Origin of the sequence: Anabaena sp. UHCC 0187 (genome assembly GCF_009712035.1) — a bacterium.
Classification (GTDB): domain Bacteria; phylum Cyanobacteriota; class Cyanobacteriia; order Cyanobacteriales; family Nostocaceae; genus Dolichospermum.
Genome location: NZ_VILB01000005.1, coordinates 144,629 through 163,306 on the forward strand (window position 1 = coordinate 144,629; position 18,678 = coordinate 163,306).

Consider the following 18,678-nt stretch of genomic DNA (forward strand, 5'->3'; position numbering starts at 1 on the left):
ACCCTCCGTGCCTCCGCGTCTCTGCGAGAAAAAAACTCCTAAACCATCTCAGCAGTTTGCTGTGCTTGAGGCTGGAACATAAACAGAGAATAAACCACATCACGGCGGATATTCACCATCATATCCAAGAACAACTCATAACCCTCACTCTTATACTCAATCAACGGGTCTTTTTGTCCATAACCACGCAAGCCAACAGACTCACGCAAAGCATCCATTTGTTGCAGATGCTCCCGCCACAAAGTATCTATGCGTTGAAGAATAAAAAACCGTTCCGCTTGACGCATTAAACCCGGTTGAATTTGGTCAATTTGCGATTCCTTCATATCATAGGCAATCCGCGCTTGTTCGTGGAGGAAAGCTTTAATTTCCGCAACTCCCATATCCTCCAACTGGACAGACTGCATATCAGCCAACAGGTAAACAAACTCCTTCACCTTATCCACCAACTTTTCTAATTCCCATTCTTCCGAAGGTAAATCAGGGTTGATGTAATAATCAACGATGTCGTCCATCGTTTTTTCTGCGTATTTTATCACCTGTTCCTTCAAATCTTGACCTTCCAACACCCGACGACGTTCCGCATAGATAGCCCGCCGTTGGTTATTCATCACCTCATCATACTCAAATACCTGTTTACGGATGTCGTAGTAATAGGTTTCTACCTTCTTCTGTGCGCCCTCTAAGCTGCGGGTTAACATTCCCGACTCAATAGGCATATCTTCTTCCACTTGGAAGGCATTCATCAAGCCAGCAACGCGATCGCCCCCAAAGATCCGCAATAGGTTATCCTCTAAACTGAGGAAAAATCTTGTAGTTCCAGGGTCGCCTTGTCTGCCCGCCCGTCCGCGCAACTGGTTGTCAATCCGTCGTGACTCATGGCGTTCCGTCCCAATTACGTGCAAACCGCCTCTACTCACCACCTCATCATGTTCGCGGACAGTAAATTCTTCATACTCATGCTTAACCTGCTGGTAAGCTTCCCGCAATTTCTGAATTACCAAGTCATCTGTCGGGGCTTTTTCCGCCGCCACAGCCACCTTATCCTCTGCTTCCAATTCCGGTAAACTACGTTCACCGTAAGCCTTCACAGCCACCTCTACAGCCGCTTTTAAAAGCTGTTCTGTTTCCTTGCTTAATTGAGTGGGGAAAATTTCTGGAGAAGCCCGCCAAGTTTTCACCTTTTTACCAGGAACAAAGCCTTGACCACCACCACTACCACCGATAGGTAGTCCAGAAGCCCTTTGTACACCAAAACTATCATCATCTTCTGGGCTAACAATCCTGGGCATAAAGTATTCCCGCAGTTTTAACCGCGCCATATACTCAGAGTTACCACCCAGGATAATGTCTGTACCCCGTCCCGCCATGTTGGTAGCGATGGTTACAGCCCCACCACGTCCAGCTTGGGCGATAATTTCCGCTTCCCGTTCCACGTTTTCTGGTCTAGCGTTAAGTAACTCGTGGGGAATTGCCATTTCCTTGAGGAGTCGGCTGAGAAGTTCAGATTTTTCGACGCTAGTTGTCCCCACTAACACAGGTCTACCATTTTCGTGCATTTCGGCACATTCTTTAGCGATCGCTCCCCACTTACCTGGTTCAGTCTTAAACACCATATCAGACAAGTCTTCCCGTCTTCTAATCCGGTTGGTGGGAATAATCGTCACTTCCAGTTTGTAAATCTTTTCAAATTCTACTTCTTCCGTTTTTGCCGTTCCCGTCATTCCCCCCAACTTGGGATAGAGCAAAAACATATTTTGATAGGTAATTGTCGCCAAAGTTTGGGTTTCTGGCTGAATTTCTACGTGTTCTTTCGCCTCAATTGCCTGGTGTAAACCATCACTCCACCGTCGTCCCGGCAGTACCCGACCTGTAAATTCATCCACAATGACAATTTCGTCATTGCGGACAATATAATTCACATCCTTGAGGAACAATTCCTTGGCTTTAATCGCATTAAACATAAAATGCGCCCAAGGGTCTTCTGGGTCAAACAAATCGGTTACACCCAATTGATTTTCCGATTCTGCAAAACCCTCATCTGTCAACAGAACGTTACGATCCTTTTCATTGACTTCGTAATGCTCATCTTTTTGAAGACTAAAGGCAATTTCCGCCGCTTTTAAGTATTTTTCTGTAGGTCTTTCCACCTGACCAGAAATAATTAATGGAGTCCGGGCTTCATCAACTAAAATCGAGTCTACCTCGTCAATAACACAGAAATTAAATGGGCGTTGCACCACCTCAGCCATAGAGGTAGCCATATTATCCCGTAGATAATCAAAGCCAATTTCGCTGTTGGTGACATAGGTAATATCACACTCATAGTTTTTTTGGCGCTCGCTGGGAGTCATACTGGACTGAATTAGCCCCACACTTAACCCTAAGAACCGGTGTACCTGCCCCATCCATTCCGCGTCCCGACGCGCCAGGTAATCATTGACGGTAATTACGTGGACACCTTTACCAGTCAGGGCATTTAAATAACTTGGTAGGGTAGCTACTAAAGTTTTCCCTTCACCAGTTTTCATTTCGGCAATTTGCCCAAAATGGAGAATTATCCCACCTTGTAATTGCACATCAAAGTGTCGTAATCCTAAGACACGCCGCCCTGATTCCCGCACCACAGCAAAGGCTTCCGGCAAGATATCATCTAGGGTTTCGCCATTAGCCAACCGTTGTTTAAACTCGACGGTTTTCGCTTTTAACTGTTCATCAGACAGCGGCTTAATATCTTCTTCTAAGAGGTTAATTTCTGTAATGTAAGGTTGGTATTTTTTAAGTTTACGAGCGTTGGGATCGCCCAACAAAAGTTTTAGCATGGCAGTTTATAGAATTAAATCAAGAGGAATGGAGATTTAAGCTTTGGCTATATGATTATAGACGTTTAATCTAACCCAGCCGTTGTGCTTATGGATGGGTGGAAAATGAGAATTTACTCAAAAACCGAATGAAAATTAATCAATCACTTTTATATAAGGATTGGTTTTAATTATTATCTTAATATTTAAACTGCTTCATTGGTCAGTTGTCAGTTGTCAGTTGTCAGTTGTCATTAAATTATTTCCCCCTGCTCCCTTCCCCCTGCTCCCTGCTCCCTGCCCCCTGCCCCCTGCCCCCTGCTTCCTGCTCCCACTCTGGAGTAAGGCTGCGAAAATCATACTTATCAGCCCCAAGATGACAACTCGCACAACTACCAATATTTACAGGATTAGGTAATTTTACGCCAGGATGTAAAGCCCGAAAATAACGGGAGTCTTTGAGGCGATAGGGTGTTGTTTCATCTTGCAGTTGCACGCGGGAAAAGGTGTAAAGATATTTTGATACTAAAAGATGTTGAAGCTTGCCTAAAGGCTGGATTTGTGCGCCATAGTGTTGGGAGTCTTTTAGGAGATTTTGCCAAGTTTGGCTAGGAAACACCGCTGGTGGTAAGGCAATATGACAAGATGAGCAGTTTTCTAAGTACAGTTCTTGTCCTGGTTGGTATCGTGCTGGGACGACATCCACAGTCCCAATTGCAGCCCCAGGATTTGCACCGTGGGCGCTGGTGGCAAATCCCAATATCCAGCCCATAGCTACACTCCAAGCAAAAATCACCAACATGACGATGAGTAGTTGGCTTTTTAATCGCCGGTGGGATTTAATTTTAACTAAAGTTGACATAGGGTTCTTAATTTGACTATTTATTTGCAGTGGGTAGGGGAAAAGTTCCTAAAATTTCATCAACTCCAGCACCTCTGGTTTCACCATCCCTTAAGGTTTTTAATTTAATATAAATGTATTTGTCAACACTTTTGTTGTTTATTCTTTGTTGCGTTTCTTTGTTACTAACTTTAACGTAAATAAAACTATTTAAACAGAAATAATAATTTATCAGTAAGTTTATGATACTAATTATGCACAAATATTCATAAGCTTTCTAAATAGCTTAAAAGGTCTGCCATTTCTTGCTTACTGGGCTGGAATTTCGGCATAGGAGGAGTTTCTCCGCTAGTTACTTGATGAATCAGCCCATAGCGGGATTTATATTTGGAGATTTCATGTAAACTCGGACCAACTAGTCCATTTCCTTCTAAACCATGACAACCAGCACAGTTGATTTGGAAAATAGCTTTTCCCTGAACTGGGTTTCCCTGGAGGGATAGAACACTTTTAACATAAGGATCAGAGGCTTTGACTATCTCAATCCCAAACAGGATTAATGGCAAGGCTATCAGCATCGCTACGGTGAAGATAACGAACTGTTGAATTAGGGTTTCAGGTTTGATGAGCTGGTTATCCAAAAGGGTTGCTTTAACAATGTGCAAGTTTTCATTTCCTACACATAGCTTAAAATTTCTTGATTGTGTTGGCAAGTACAAATGATGATTTTTAGATAGTATTTAGATTTAAAGCTGCTATGGGACGCGGGATTAGTGCCAGATTTGGTAAAATCAAAAACAGGAACCGAATTTTTCCATAATTGCAACAAGGAGCTTTACAGTGGTTGAACCCCTACTATCAGGTATTGTACTTGGTTTAGTTTTTGTAACTTTAAGCGGATTATTCTACGCTGCTTACAAACAATACAAGCGTCCTACCGAATTGGGCGGCTGATATTAATTGAGGAGTCAGGAGTCAGGAGTCAGGAGTCAGGAGTCCAGGAAGAAGAAAGAAGAAAATTCTCCGTCTATTCCCTATTCCCTGTTCCCTGTTCCCTGTTCCCTGTTCCCTGTTCCCTGTTGCTGATAAAATGTCAAAGCTGTTTTACCATAGCTTTTTTGACGGCAGATTTCCCAGTTGTAAATGTTTGATGGCTGCCAATTTCTGTAACGATGTTCGACGGCTATTTCTCCTTGGGAATCTAAAAGCTGATATTGGGCGATCGCTTCTAATACTGGTTCATATAATCCACTAGCATAAGGTGGATCAAAATATATTCTGTCAAATTTTTGACCTGATAATTTTTTTAACTGTTGGGTAACATTTCCCCGTAATAGCTGAAATTTTTGGTCTGGCTTGGCTACCTGCTGCCAATTTTCTTGAATTATGGCACAGGATTGACTAGATTCTTCAATGCCGATGACAACGCTGGCCTCTCTGCATAAAGCCTCCGCACCCATAGAACCACTACCGGCGCACAAATCCAACCAGCGACAACCAACGATTGTTCCCTGCCAAATATTAAACAATGCTTCCCGGACTCGCGCACTGGTAGGTCTGGTATGTTCACCTGGTAAGGTTTTTAGCAGACGATTCCCGTAAATTCTCAGACTCATTAGTTATTGATCATTAAAACTTGAACTTTGAAAAAATAAACACCTGAAAATATTCCAAACTTTTGTTAAGCAAAAACTTTTTCGCGGACTTGAGCCACAAAATTAGATAAGATTTGCAATCCCACATTTGATGATTTTTCAGGATGGAATTGTACAGCCATGAGATTTTCATGAGCGATGGCCGCCGTAAAAGTTTGATCACCATGAGTAACAGTGGCCGCCCGAACTTGGGGATTTGTGGGTTCAACATAGTAAGAATGCACAAAATAAACCCAAGGATCGATAGGTAAATGTTCCCATAAAAGACTTTTTGGCTGGTTGAGTTGGAGTTGATTCCAACCCATGTGGGGAATTGTCATCCCCGGTTGAGAACGAAATCGGCGGACTTTTCCCGGCACAATTCCTAGTCCTGGTAATGTTCCTTCGGCGCTGGATTCAAACAAAATTTGTAATCCTAAACAAATACCTAAGAACGGTTTACCAGAAGCGATCGCATCTTTAATCGGTTTTTCCAAACCCCGCGCTCGCAAATGTTGTACCGCCGGATCAAATGCTCCCACTCCTGGTAAAACTATAGCATCTGCTTTTGCCAACTCTTGAGAACAATAAGTAACTTGAGGAGTTGCACCAGCTTTTTCTAATCCTTTGCAAACAGAGTGCAAATTTCCCATATCGTAATCAACAACTGCAATCACTGGCATTTAGCTGCTCCTTGTAAATTTATGAGGGAGGGCTTTTAATTATTCTAATTCTAATTATTATTTATAATGCAAAAAAAAATACTATTAACTTCTTTTGACATTTGGTTAAGCCAACAAGAGTCAAATTCATCCGATGACTTGTTACTCGCACTAGCCAAAATGGCTTCACTTCCCCATGATTTAAATTTTTTGCACCGTCTCCCTGTAGATGTGCAACTGGCAAGTTCTCACGTCATTACCGAAATTAATGACATCCAGCCTGACTATATTATCTGTTGTGGTATGGCTACCAGTCGTTCACAATTAAGCGTAGAAGTCCTGGCCAGTAGTGCAGGCATCTTGTCTATAGAGTCTATAAATTCTACTGATATTTTGCCGGAAAAGTCTATAAATTCTCCCGAAAATATTTTGCAAACCACCGTTGATATCGAGAAATTATTAGTGGGAACAGCCGCAGTTGAGATTAGCTACGATTGTGGTAAGTTTGTCTGCGAGGGACTTTATTATTTAGTCTTAGACTATTTACACCAGTCCCAACTGTCAACTCAGTGTATTTTTGTCCACGTCCCAATTTTAAATCCAGAAAATTCGATGGGGATGATTGCTGATTTCATTTTGATCATTAACAACTTGGCACTGCTCTAGAAATATTAACGTCTGTTTAAACAAATTTACTCAGTATTATGTTGCCACTATTACTTCCTTTTGCCTTGGCTCAAGCTGCCCCTACCACACCACCACCAGAAGAAATATTACAAATACAATCAGTACGTCCTTTGCCGGGAAGATTGGATTCAGTGCCGGTATTTAATAGCAATAGTCCAGAATTGGTATTAAAAGAAGGAATCTTACTTTCTACATTTCCAGCAGCGGGAAAAAAAGTCACCTCAGCCCATTTAAATTTTCCCTTACGGGGACAATTTGATATTTTTGCCCATCATATTGCTAAAGCTGACCCACCGGAAAATTTACGTTCTTTGTATTTGGGCATCATCTTACATAATCCTGGTTCTCAACCAGTGACAGTAAATATATTGCAAGGTGCGAGTTATTTAAGTCAACCAGATGCCCCATTTAAGGAATTACCATCTTTAATTGCCAATGACTTAGGAACAGTTTTTGCCGGGCCTGGTAGTCGAGTTATGTCTGATATTTTGAGAGGAAAAAGACAAGATATTTTCCCCTCCCAAATTATTATTCCCCCAGGGGAAAGCCAGATGTTATTAAATTTACCAATTCCCGTCCAAGGACTAACACCCCCTTTAAATGGTCGTTCTACATATCTGCGACTGCGAAGTAATGGTAATGTTTACGCGGCAAGTTTGGCGATGTTTGCCCGTACAAATACTGACGGTAGTGAGCGATCGCCCAATTTAGCAGAATGGCAAAATTTATTAGACAATGGTGAATTATCTACCCCTAGAGATAAAGTCCCCACTCCCATAGTAGGAAACAACAAACCGACAATTTACGGACGTGTAGCGGGAGTATCTAAGGGTTCTCGATGGTTAGCAGATATAGTAGATGCACCGAAAAGCAAGTATTTAACCATTCCTCAACCCGGTGCAGCGTTTTCCTACGGTTTAAGTACCTTACATGGGGGAACTTTCGGCACAAATCAAATTCAAACCGCACCCATGTTAGTGCGCTACCCTGATACTGCTTATTACGCTCATGGTAATTATGGTATTCAATATAGTCTCAAGTTACCTTTATACAACAATACTCAAAATCCACAAACGGTGAGTGTTGCAGTCCAAACTCCACTAAAAGAGAATGAGTTAAGTAAACCGGGACTGCGCTTTTTAAAGCCCCCAGCGCGTCAAGTCTTCTTTCGGGGAACGGTGCGCTTACGTTATCAAGACCAGGGAAAATGGCAAAATAAGTTTGTGCATTTAGTTCAAAAGCGTGGTGAAACGGGAGAACCTTTGGTGTTATTGAATATAAAACCAGGAAATACATCTTTAGTCCAAGTTGACTTTCTGTATCCACCTGATGCTTCACCACCACAGGTTTTAACGGTATCAACTCAGGCTAAATAGGTCAACAGCATTAAACATTCAGCAAAATGATAAAATCGTTATGAGCAAGAGAATTTGTATATCTTAAATTATCCCACAAGATATTTTTTGATCAGTTACTTTAGAGTTAGTTGGTAAGGATAATTATGTACCAAACAGATCCACCTCTTCCCGCTAAAGACACCCTACCGACAATGTATGATCTTCCTAGCGAATACCCGGAGGATGCTGGTTTGCCAGATGAATTTCACATTTTTCAACCACGATTATTGAGAGATACTTTTTTACCTCCTAATTATCCTTTAGATGAGGTATTAGTTGCCACGGATTTAAACCTTTATTATGATGTTCACCATCCACTATGGTATAAACGTCCAGATTGGTTTGCTGTGGTGGGGGGTTCTCGTTTTTATGAACAGCGTGATTTACGTTTAAGTTATGTGATGTGGCAAGAAGGTATTGCTCCTTTTGTCATGGTAGAATTATTATCTCCTGGCACAGAAAAAGAAGATTTAGGACAAACTTTAAGGGAGATTAATCAGCCACCAACTAAGTGGGAAGTTTATGAAAGAATTATCAGAGTTCCCTATTATGTTGTGTTTGACCGTTACACAGATAAATTACAATGTTTTCAATTAGTCGCCAATAGCTATCAAGAAATAGATGTTAGTGACCGGAAAATCTGGATGCCAGGAATACAGTTAGGTTTAGGACTTTGGCAAGGAAGTTATGAAGGCATTGAACGTTTATGGTTACGTTGGTATGATAATGCCGGAAACTGGATTTCTACCCCTTTAGAACAACTAGAACAGGAGAAATTAAGAGCTAATAAATTAGCAGCAAAATTACAAGAATTGGGAATTAATCCTGATGATTTGTAAATCATAATTTAAACGTAGGGGTTTAGCAATGCTAAACCCCTACAAATACTAAAAATTAAACAGCTTGCAAAATTTCATCATCTACAGAAAAATCAACTTCTAATTTATCTGCACCAGTAGCTAAGTAATCATTTACTAAAGAATCTTGCAAACCAGAAATTAAATCATATTTAGGTTGCCAATTTAATTCTATTTGTGCCTTATTTACAGATGCAAAAAAGTGCTGTACGCGCATCGGAAAAGCTTTGCGTTTACCGAAATCAAACTTTTTGGGATCATAATGGACAATTTTCAGATCATCAGCAGATTTACCAGCAGCCACAGCACAAGCACGCGCTAAACCGTCAAAAGTGACATAGCGATCGCCAGAAATATTATAAATCTCGCCAATAGCCTTGTCATTACCAATTATCTGCGTCATTGCTTGAGCTAAATCCCAGACATGGCCAAGCTGAGTGATGTGCATTCCATTTCCCGGAATACAAATCGGGCGATCGCGCACAATTCTATCAAAAAACCAACTTTCCAAAGGATTATAATTTTTTGGCCCGTAGATATAAGTAGGCCGAATAGAAGTAAAGGGGATTCCTAACTGTTTGAGGTAAGCTTCCGTTTCATGTTTACCCTTGTGACGACTCTTAGGATCAACGGTATCACCCTCGATGTGAGGCATTTGGTCAGATTTGAGGTATACACCCGCAGAACTCATATAGACAAAGTGTTTCACCCGTCCTTGAAAAATTTCTGCCAGAGGTTGAGTATCCGTGAGTTCCCTGCCATTATTGTCAAAAATGACATCAAAGGTTTCTTGTGCTAACTTTTCTTTAAGTTGGTTTGAGTCAGTGCGATTGCCGATAATTTGTCCAACCCCTGAAGGTGCGGGATGATTACCACGATTGAACAAAACCACCTCATGTCCAGCTTTCATCAGTAGTTGAGTCAAGTACACACCAATGAACCGAGTTCCACCAATAATCAGAATCCGCATAACTTCCTAATTCCTAGATAACCACAAGTGGCAAAATTACCCTTATCTTTGAGATTATCAGGTTGCAGTATCATCTTGGAACATCTTTTGGTAGGATTGTATCTTCTATTCAATCTAGGGATTTTCCTATTTCTGGATAACAATGGGGAAGACTTAATATCACCTCATTAAAATCAGCCTCATTACCTTCCACCCATTCAAGTTAACTGTGTCTTTAGAATATGCTTTGGTTCATGAGTGGTTAACCCCTCAAGCTACCGGTGGTTCAGAACTCGTAGTTCAGGAAATATTAAATCACATTCAGGCTGATTTGTATGCCCTGATTGATTTTGAATCCAGCAATCCCGAAAGTTATTTGTACAAACGGCAAATTGGCACAACGTTTTTACAACAATTTCCCCAAGCGCGTCAAGGAGTCCAAAAATATTTACCCTTATTACCCTTGGCCATTGAACAATTGGATTTGCGAGCATATGAAGTCATATTATCTTCATCTCATGCCGTAGCTAAAGGAGTTTTAACCACGCCTAATCAATTGCATATCTGTTATTGCCATAGCCCCATGCGTTACGCTTGGGATTTAACCTTTGATTATCTCAACCAAAGCAAACTAGGGCAAGGAGCAATTGGCTGGATTACACGCTACATCCTGCATAATTTGCGGCAATGGGACGTAATCAGTGCCAACCGGGTAGATTATTTCATTGCCAACTCTCAACACACAGCTAGAAGGATTTGGCGTTGCTATCGTCGGGAAGCCACCGTCATCTATCCACCAGTTAACCTGGATGAATGCTCCTTTTCTTCAGAAAAAGAGGATTTTTACTTGATAGTTTCCCGATTAGTGAGTTATAAACAAGTTTCCTTAATTGTTGAGGCTTTTAATCACCTAAAAAAACCCTTGATAGTGATTGGCACAGGACCAGAAATGACCAAGTTGCAGGAAATAGCTCAACCGCATATCCAAATCTTAGGATGGCAACCGGATCATATCGTCAAAAAATATATGGCTCGTGCCAAAGCCTTTGTTTATGCAGCTTGCGAAGATTTTGGCATTGCCCTAGTTGAAGCCCAAGCTTGTGGAACTCCGGTAATTGCCTATGGTGTAGGTGGTGCATCAGAAACAGTGAGAGATATTCGGACTCATCCTGATACAGGAACTGGTATATTATTCAAAATCCAAACAGTAGGAGCTTTAGTAGATGCCGTAGAAAAATTTGCAGATCATCAACATTTATACAATTACGAGTATATACAAACACACGCTAATCAATTTTCTCGACAGGTTTTTGCAGAACGTTATCTAGGTTTTATCAATGAATGTCGTGAAAAAAGAGTTTACCTAAAGTAAACATCAGCCTTTTTGTATTTATTATTGAGAAAGACAGCGAATTTTCTCTTAAAATTACTGCCTTTTAGCTTTAAGATCGGGACTATGTGTGGTGTGGATTATAAAGGAGTATGATGACTGCCCAGAGTTCACTCCTCTCCGGCAAGCGATACCCGCGGAAGGATAACAGTACATCTATGGCTGTTTTATCAAAACGTGGTCAAAAAGTTAAACAGCCAAAGGTGAAATCCAGAAGTTTATCTTTTCAGGGTTTATACGGAGAGTTTTTTAAACGACTGTTTGATATAGTTTTTTCACTGTCGGTCTTGATTTTGTTTTCTCCCATCTACATAATATTGGCCTTATTGATAGCCATAAGCTCCAAAGGACCGGTTTTTTATGTTCAAGAACGGGTAGGTAAAAACTATCGCAGCTTTAATTGTATTAAGTTTCGCACTATGGTAAACAATGCCGATGAGATTCTTTTAGAAATCATGGCCACGTCACCCAACCTGCGAGAAGAATTTGAAAGCAATTTTAAGCTAAAAACAGACCCTCGAATCACTAAAATTGGTCATTTTTTGCGAATTACCAGCTTAGATGAGTTTCCCCAATTTTGGAATGTTCTCAAAGGGGATATGAGTGTAGTTGGGCCACGTCCCTTAGTCGCGGAAGAATTACCAAAATATGGTGAATATATCCATCATGTTTTAACAATCCGTCCCGGAATTACTGGTTTGTGGCAAGTATCTGGACGTAATGATATTCCTTATCCCAAGCGGGTACAAATAGACCTCCACTATGTCAATTTTCGGAATTTTTGGCTAGATTTGTGGATTATCCTCAAAACAGTTAATGTTGTCATTATGCCCAAAAACAAAGGAGCTTACTAACTAAGTACGCAAATTCCCTGTTGTGGGGCAATATTATGCCCCAAAAACTATTTTTGATACTACAGATAAAGTTTTAGTAAAGATTATAATTGATACATTTAAGCTTTAGCAAAGTTATATACAAGTAATATACATAGATTTAGGGATATTGGCTAAATCAAACTCATAATTATTTGTTAAACTATTTTTGATGAAGTATATTTGGTTACAGCTATTTTTTAATAGCAACCCCTGCATATAGCTTGACAATTGGTTAGTGCTTGCACTTAACTGCTAATTTAGATCAGATCATTTTTAATTATTCAATCAAAAACTACGAGGCATAATCAAGCATGACACAACTAAAACGGGCTTTGATTACTGGGATCACTGGTCAAGATGGCTCTTATTTAACTGAGCTTTTGTTAGAACAAGGTTATGAAGTTCATGGGATTATTCGCCGCACTTCTACCTTTAACACAGACCGCATTGATCATATGTACGAAGACCCCCATAAACAGGGTGTGCGGCTGTTTCTCCACTATGGGGACTTGACAGACGGGACAACACTGCGGCGGATCATAGAAGAAGTTAAACCTACAGAAATTTATAATTTGGGCGCTCAATCTCACGTTAGGGTGAGTTTTGACTCACCTGAATATACAGTAGATGCCGTCGGCATGGGTACATTACGCTTGTTAGAAGCTGTCCGCGACTATCAACACCGCACAGGGATTGAAGTCCGTTTCTATCAAGCCGGTTCTTCGGAAATGTATGGCTTAGTACAAGCAGTCCCCCAAAGTGAAACTACGCCCTTTTATCCCCGCAGTCCCTACGCTTGCGCTAAATTGTACGCCCACTGGCAAACAGTGAATTACCGTGAATCTTACAATTTATTTGCTTGTAACGGCATTCTTTTTAACCACGAATCTCCGAGAAGAGGTGAAACCTTTGTTACCCGCAAAATAACTAGAGCCGTAGCCCGCATTGTCGCTGGTAAACAAAAAAATATTTACATGGGGAATTTGGACTCCCAGAGAGATTGGGGCTATGCCAAAGACTACGTAAAAGCCATGTGGTTAATGTTGCAGCAAGAACAACCAGATGATTATGTAGTAGCTACTGGTGAAACCCATTCAGTGAAAGAGTTTCTGGACTTAGCATTTAGTTATGTCAATCTCGATTGGCAAAAATACGTAGAATTCGATGAACGTTATTTGCGCCCATCTGAAGTAGATTTATTAATTGGTGATCCGACTAAAGCCCAGCAAAAATTAGGCTGGAAACCATCGGTAACATTTAAAGAATTGGTTTCTCTCATGGTGGAAGCTGATTTACAAGCTGTGGGTTGTACTTCCCCCAACGGTAATGGTAATGGTTCAAAACATCCGCGAGATATTGCTACTACCCGTCAAGATTTGGGATCTATGCACTTTTAATTCAAATCAAGGATAACAAACAATATGAATGCCTTAGAATTAGAAAATAAACGGATTCTTGTCACTGGTGGGGCAGGTTTTCTCGGTCGTCAGGTAATAGATCAACTGTGTCAAAATGGCGCAAATCGTGAGAAAATTACCGTGACTAGATCGCATGATTGTGATCTGCGGGTTTGGGAAAATTGCCAACGAGCAGCAGATCAACAGGATATTATCATTCACCTAGCCGCCCATGTTGGTGGTATTGGTCTGAACCGAGAAAAACCCGGCGAGTTATTTTACGATAACTTAATGATGGGGACTCAACTCATCCATGCTGCTTATCAACAGGGCATAGAAAAGTTTGTTTGTGTAGGGACTATCTGCGCCTATCCTAAGTTTACCCCTGTCCCATTTAAAGAAGATGATATCTGGAATGGTTATCCAGAAGAAACTAATGCCCCCTATGGAGTAGCGAAAAAAGCCCTCTTAGTCCAACTGCAATCTTATCGTCAGCAGTATGGTTTTAATGGCATTTACCTTTTACCAGTGAACTTGTACGGACCAGAAGACAACTTCAATCCCAGCAGTTCTCATGTAATTCCGGCTTTAATTCGCAAAGTCCAAGAAGCCCAAACCAGAGGAGAAAAACAACTTCCTGTGTGGGGTGATGGTTCTCCTACCCGTGAATTTTTGTATTCTACAGACGCAGCACGGGGAATAGTGATGGGAACTCAGTTTTATAATGATGCTGAACCCGTAAATTTAGGAACTGGTTACGAAATATCTATCAAAGATTTAATTACCTTAATCTGCGAATTGATGGAGTATGAGGGTGAACTGGTGTGGGAGACTGACAAACCCAATGGCCAACCTCGACGTTGTTTGGATACCGAAAGGGCAAAACAGGCTTTTGGTTTTACCGCTCAGGTAGAATTTAGAGAAGGGTTAAAGAACACCATTGATTGGTGGCGGAAAAACGCTGCATAGACCATCTCGTTCCCAGTCTCTGACTGGGAATGCTTTATAGAGTCTCTGACTCTAATATACACAGAAGGCAGAGCCTTCTGAATTAATTCCCATACAGAGTATGGGAACAAGGGAATTGTAAATCTAAAATCTAAAATCCAAAATTGTCTCAGCTAAATAAAAAAGAACTGCGGCGGACTCTACTTCAAAAACGCCAGTCAATGACATTATTAGAATGGAGAGAAAAGAGCGATCGCCTCACTACCAATATCCAAAACTCAGTTATATTTAATCAAGCAAATACAATTCTCGCTTTTTTCAGCTTTCGTCAAGAACCTGATATTAGCTCGCTGTATACCAACACTAACAAACGTTGGGGTTTTCCCCGTTGTGTTGATAAGTCTTTAGTTTGGCATTCTTGGCAACCTAACGACACAATTAATATCGGCGCTTATGGGATTACTGAACCTCACCACGAAGCACCAATAATAGAGATTGAAGCAGTAGATTTAATTCTTGTCCCCTGTGTGGGTTGTGATGTCCAAGGATACCGCTTGGGTTATGGTGGGGGATATTATGACCGTTTATTAAATTCCCCCGGTTGGAAGGCAAAAGCGACTATAGGAGTGGTTTTTGATTTTGCTTATTTATCTCAATTACCTGTTGATAGTTGGGATAAACCTTTAGAAAGGGTGATTACAGAAAATGGAGATTAATTATTAAATAATTTAAAGATGAATGAACCACAGAGGCACAGAGGTCACAGAGAAATGAGGGTTTGAGAGATATTTTGCATAAGTCTTAATTTTATTAAATCGGAAATTTTTGATAAGATCAAAATATCATCTTGTTGGCGGTTTGAATTTACAATTATATTCAATTTATAAATATGCGTATTGAAGAATTACATTTACAAAACTTTCGAGGTTTTCGAGAACTTAAATTAACGCTTCCCTCTGATTTGGCTGTGTTTATTGGATCTAATGGTTCAGGGAAATCATCTATTTTAGATAGTATTGCTATACTTTTATATGAATATGTACAATTGTACCCAAGTGATGGATTATATCTCCAAGAAGATGATATTAACATAAGTTCTAATAAAGTTTTTATATCTATTGATGTTAAAATTGACTCCCAGAATAAGCTTTACTGGGAAGTTGGTAAAAATCGAGATAAAACTCAATTTGAAACAAACAAGAAAGAAATAGATAATTATGCTTTTGAAGTCACTTTAAGACTAAATAATAATGATGACGATGAAATCAAATTTTTGATTGATAATCCTATTATCCAAACGGATGATAATAATAATTTTCTTTTGCCAATTATAGTTTATTATCAAACAAACCGAATATTTATAAAATCTTCAGCCATAGAAGATATGAGTGAAGAAGAAAGAGACAACGGAAGTCGGCTTTTTGGTTATCAAACAGCTTTTTCAGGAAAGATAAATGATTTTAGAGATTTTTTATATTGGTTCAAAGAACAAGAAGAATATGAAAACGAAGTTAGATTAAGAGAAGATAATAACTTTAGAAACCCTAATTTACAAATTGTCAGAAAAGCATTAGAAGAATTTTTAGAAGGCTTTCCCAATACTGAATTTTCCGATTTACATATAGTAAGAGTCAGTTCTAATAAAGAATCTGGTATTCGTCAGTTAATTAAACCTTCATTAGTTATCAAAAAAAATGGTAAAAACTTTAAACTAGATCAGCTTTCTGACGGTGAAAAAACTTTACTTATGTTAGTCGTTGACATTGCACGACGGTTAGCAATTTTAAATCCTAATATTACTAATCCGTCAGAACTGCTAGAAAAAGGAACAGGAATAATATTAATTGATGAAATAGATTTACATTTACATCCTCAGTGGCAAAGAATTGTAATTCCTAGTTTTAGAAAAACATTTCCCAACTGTCAATTTATTGTTACTACTCATTCTCCTCAAGTTTTGAGTGGAGTCAACCGAGAAAACGTATTTATTTTAGAAGATTCAGAAATTGTAGAATTAACACCCCATACTTTTGGGAGAGACAGTAACTCAATTCTTTCTGAAGTCATGGGTGTAGAAAAAAGACCTGTGAAAATGCAAGAAAGAATAGATAGTTGCTTTGAATTAATAGATGATGGTAAATTAGAAGAAGCCAAAATAAAACTCAAAGAATTATCTGAATTATTGGGGAATAATGATCCAGATATGCTTCAAGCTTATACACTTATTGATTTTTTAAACAGGGTAGAATGAAACGCATTATCAAAGGAATAGAACCTGATTGTCTTTTGAAATATCGAAAAATAAAAGATACAAATTATGACGGATATCATCCAAAAGAACCTTAAAAAAAAGCATTGCTGACTGAACAAGGTTATATTTGTTGCTATTGTATGCGACGAATATCTGAAGAGAATATGGAAATTGAGCATTGGGAACCACAAAGTAAATATCCAGAATTACAAATAAATTATAAAAATCTCCTTGCTTCTTGTTCAGGTAATCGTGGTAGTAAAAAGAATAATCAGCATTGTAATCCCAAAAAAGGTGATGCAGAAATTACTATTAATCCAGCCGATTTTAGTAAAAATTGTGAAAATCAGATCAGATATAGTTCTACTGGAAAAATTTTTTCTGATGATGAAAATATCAATACTGATCTAAATGAAATTTTAAATCTTAACTATCAAACTCTTATAGATAATCGTAAAATAGCTTTACATACAGTAATTACAGTATTAAATCGAAAATTTCCTAATAAAACTTGGTCAAAAGAATCTCTAAAAAAGACGCTAGAAGAACTGAGTAGCAAAGATGCAGAAGGCAAATATAGTCCATATTGCCAATATATTTTTTGGTATTTAAACAAAAGATTAAATAACCCTTAAACCGTGTAATCAGGTACTCTAACCTCATTATCAAATCTGATATCTTCTGTAAAAATCATGTAGAAGTTATCAGGTGGAGTCATGAGTAAAATTAACGGTTTTCTAGGTCGTCGTAACTTCTTGAAATTCGTAGGTTTAAGTACCTTGAGTATTGGTACTCTAACTGCTTGTAATGAAATCATTACTAACCGTTCACAAATCAGGATTCCTGAAAATAATCCTAATCCTAATCCAGTGAGTGCAGAGGAAGCAAAAAGAAGATTAATAGAAGGTAATAGAAGATTTATTAATCAAAATCGTCAATATCCAAATCAAACAAAAAGACGTTTACAATCAGTATCTAAAAAACAGTATCCTTATGCAGCAATATTAGGATGTGCAGATTCTCGCGTACCACCAGAAATAATTTTCGATCAAGGATTAGGAGATTTATTTGTTGTGCGGATAGCTGGTAATATTGCCAGTAATGAAACCATTGGTAGTTTAGAATATTCTGCTGCTAACTTAGGAACACAATTAATAGTTGTTCTGGGTCATAAAGGATGTGGTGCAGTATCAGCAGCGATGGATAATCAACCAGATGATGGTAACATCGGTTCTGTAGTTGATGGCATTAAGCCAAGTTTATCTCAAAATCCAAGAATGAGAGGTAATATTAATGATAATGCAGTGATTAATAATATTGAATACCAAGCTAGAAAATTGCAAAATAATTCACAAATTATAGATAGATTAATCCGTGATAACAGATTAAAAATTGTCGGTGCTTACTATGATATTGATACTGGCAGAGTTCGGTTTTTAACTTGATATTTATCCATATTTTTTTCTTTATCTGCGTTTATCTGCGTCTATCTGCGTTTGAAAGCCACCATGAATCTTCAACTCAAAACAAATCATCTAGAAATTATCAAAAATCATGCTGAAAAAACCTACCCAGATGAATGCTGTGGGCTAATTTTAGGTTATATAGATAGTGAATATAAAATTGTAGTAGAAATCATCCCCACAGAAAACGTCTGGAATAGGGAAAAGAGTAATTTTACAGAAAACCAAGAAGAATACAGTACCAGAAGCAGATATGCTATCGCTCCTCAAGTCATGTTACAAACACAGAAAGAAGCGAGAAACCGCAATTTAAATATTATTGGGATCTATCATTCCCATCCTGATTATCCTGCTGTTCCCTCAGAATGGGATAGAATATATGCTTGGCCAGAATACTCTTATGTGATATTATCCGTACAAAATACTCAAGCTGGTGAACTGCAAAGCTGGACTCTTGATGAAAACCACCAGTTTCAAGCCGAGACAATTGAACTGATAAAATTAGCAAATTTAAGTTAACATTAAT

Annotated in this window: 19 protein-coding genes; 13 read left to right on the plus strand and 6 right to left on the minus strand. The window is 39.0% G+C overall.

What is annotated here, in order from left to right; genetic code table 11:
• Nucleotides 1-38: 38 nt before the first annotated feature.
• The 3 genes from secA to FJR11_RS05340 all read right to left on the minus strand — a co-directional run bounded on the left by secA (nt 39) and on the right by FJR11_RS05340 (nt 4,283).
• Complete coding sequence (gene secA, locus FJR11_RS05330; protein WP_168502675.1) at nt 39-2,822, minus strand: preprotein translocase subunit SecA; 2,784 nt, start codon at nt 2,820-2,822, stop codon at nt 39-41.
• Between the two features lie 238 nt (nt 2,823-3,060).
• Nucleotides 3,061-3,663: a cytochrome C gene (locus FJR11_RS05335; protein WP_168502676.1), complete on the minus strand. Its 603-nt coding sequence runs from the start codon at nt 3,661-3,663 to the stop codon at nt 3,061-3,063.
• A 245-nt stretch (nt 3,664-3,908) separates the two neighbouring features.
• On the minus strand, nt 3,909-4,283 hold the full coding sequence (locus FJR11_RS05340) for a cytochrome c (protein WP_168502677.1): 375 nt from the start codon (nt 4,281-4,283) through the stop codon (nt 3,909-3,911).
• A 199-nt stretch (nt 4,284-4,482) separates the two neighbouring features.
• Here FJR11_RS05340 and petG point away from each other — a divergent pair, with 199 nt between their 5' ends.
• Nucleotides 4,483-4,596 (plus strand): cytochrome b6-f complex subunit V, encoded by a 114-nt coding sequence (gene petG / locus FJR11_RS23490; protein ID WP_168502678.1) that lies wholly within the window; start codon nt 4,483-4,485, stop codon nt 4,594-4,596.
• Between the two features lie 80 nt (nt 4,597-4,676).
• Here petG and rsmD read toward each other — a convergent pair whose 3' ends face one another.
• A complete protein-coding gene (rsmD, locus tag FJR11_RS05350) occupies nt 4,677-5,258 on the minus strand; it encodes a 16S rRNA (guanine(966)-N(2))-methyltransferase RsmD (RefSeq protein WP_168502679.1) in 582 nt (193 codons plus the stop codon).
• A gap of 65 nt (nt 5,259-5,323) precedes the next feature.
• Nucleotides 5,324-5,959 (minus strand): imidazole glycerol phosphate synthase subunit HisH, encoded by a 636-nt coding sequence (gene hisH, locus FJR11_RS05355; RefSeq protein ID WP_168502680.1) that lies wholly within the window; start codon nt 5,957-5,959, stop codon nt 5,324-5,326.
• 66 nt (nt 5,960-6,025) lie between these two features.
• Between hisH and FJR11_RS05360 the strand changes: the two genes are divergently transcribed.
• From FJR11_RS05360 to FJR11_RS05370, 3 genes are all read left to right on the plus strand, one after another.
• Complete coding sequence (locus tag FJR11_RS05360; RefSeq protein ID WP_168502681.1) at nt 6,026-6,604, plus strand: peptidase C15; 579 nt, start codon at nt 6,026-6,028, stop codon at nt 6,602-6,604.
• A 38-nt stretch (nt 6,605-6,642) separates the two neighbouring features.
• Entirely contained in the window at nt 6,643-8,001 is a 1,359-nt protein-coding gene (locus FJR11_RS05365; protein WP_168502682.1) for a DUF3370 domain-containing protein, read from the plus strand.
• Nucleotides 8,002-8,126: 125 nt separating this feature from the next.
• On the plus strand, nt 8,127-8,861 hold the full coding sequence (locus tag FJR11_RS05370) for a Uma2 family endonuclease (protein ID WP_168502683.1): 735 nt from the start codon (nt 8,127-8,129) through the stop codon (nt 8,859-8,861).
• Nucleotides 8,862-8,916: 55 nt separating this feature from the next.
• On the opposite strand, the gene FJR11_RS05375 is transcribed toward FJR11_RS05370, so the two are convergent.
• Complete coding sequence (locus FJR11_RS05375; RefSeq protein WP_168502684.1) at nt 8,917-9,849, minus strand: NAD-dependent epimerase/dehydratase family protein; 933 nt, start codon at nt 9,847-9,849, stop codon at nt 8,917-8,919.
• A gap of 208 nt (nt 9,850-10,057) precedes the next feature.
• Here FJR11_RS05375 and FJR11_RS05380 point away from each other — a divergent pair, with 208 nt between their 5' ends.
• The 9 genes from FJR11_RS05380 (at nt 10,058) to FJR11_RS05420 (ending at nt 18,671) form a co-directional block, all read left to right on the plus strand.
• The gene (locus tag FJR11_RS05380; protein ID WP_168502685.1) at nt 10,058-11,200 is read left to right on the plus strand and encodes a glycosyltransferase; all 1,143 of its coding nucleotides are present in this window, start codon (nt 10,058-10,060) and stop codon (nt 11,198-11,200) included.
• A 113-nt stretch (nt 11,201-11,313) separates the two neighbouring features.
• Nucleotides 11,314-12,072, plus strand: coding sequence for a sugar transferase (locus FJR11_RS05385; protein ID WP_168502740.1), 759 nt, complete (start codon nt 11,314-11,316; stop codon nt 12,070-12,072).
• 332 nt (nt 12,073-12,404) lie between these two features.
• Nucleotides 12,405-13,490 (plus strand): GDP-mannose 4,6-dehydratase, encoded by a 1,086-nt coding sequence (gmd, locus tag FJR11_RS05390; protein ID WP_168502686.1) that lies wholly within the window; start codon nt 12,405-12,407, stop codon nt 13,488-13,490.
• Between the two features lie 24 nt (nt 13,491-13,514).
• The gene (locus FJR11_RS05395; RefSeq protein WP_168502687.1) at nt 13,515-14,459 is read left to right on the plus strand and encodes a GDP-L-fucose synthase; all 945 of its coding nucleotides are present in this window, start codon (nt 13,515-13,517) and stop codon (nt 14,457-14,459) included.
• 143 nt (nt 14,460-14,602) lie between these two features.
• Nucleotides 14,603-15,154, plus strand: coding sequence for a 5-formyltetrahydrofolate cyclo-ligase (locus FJR11_RS05400; protein ID WP_168502688.1), 552 nt, complete (start codon nt 14,603-14,605; stop codon nt 15,152-15,154).
• Between the two features lie 173 nt (nt 15,155-15,327).
• Nucleotides 15,328-16,689 (plus strand): AAA family ATPase, encoded by a 1,362-nt coding sequence (locus tag FJR11_RS05405; protein ID WP_168502689.1) that lies wholly within the window; start codon nt 15,328-15,330, stop codon nt 16,687-16,689.
• A 104-nt stretch (nt 16,690-16,793) separates the two neighbouring features.
• Nucleotides 16,794-17,324 carry a retron system putative HNH endonuclease gene (locus tag FJR11_RS05410; RefSeq protein WP_256366769.1) on the plus strand — a complete coding sequence of 177 codons (531 nt, stop codon included), beginning with the start codon at nt 16,794-16,796 and terminating at the stop codon, nt 17,322-17,324.
• A gap of 81 nt (nt 17,325-17,405) precedes the next feature.
• Complete coding sequence (locus tag FJR11_RS05415) at nt 17,406-18,134, plus strand: carbonic anhydrase (protein ID WP_168502690.1); 729 nt, start codon at nt 17,406-17,408, stop codon at nt 18,132-18,134.
• 63 nt (nt 18,135-18,197) lie between these two features.
• Entirely contained in the window at nt 18,198-18,671 is a 474-nt protein-coding gene (locus FJR11_RS05420) for a Mov34/MPN/PAD-1 family protein (RefSeq protein ID WP_168502691.1), read from the plus strand.
• Nucleotides 18,672-18,678 lie beyond the last annotated feature (7 nt).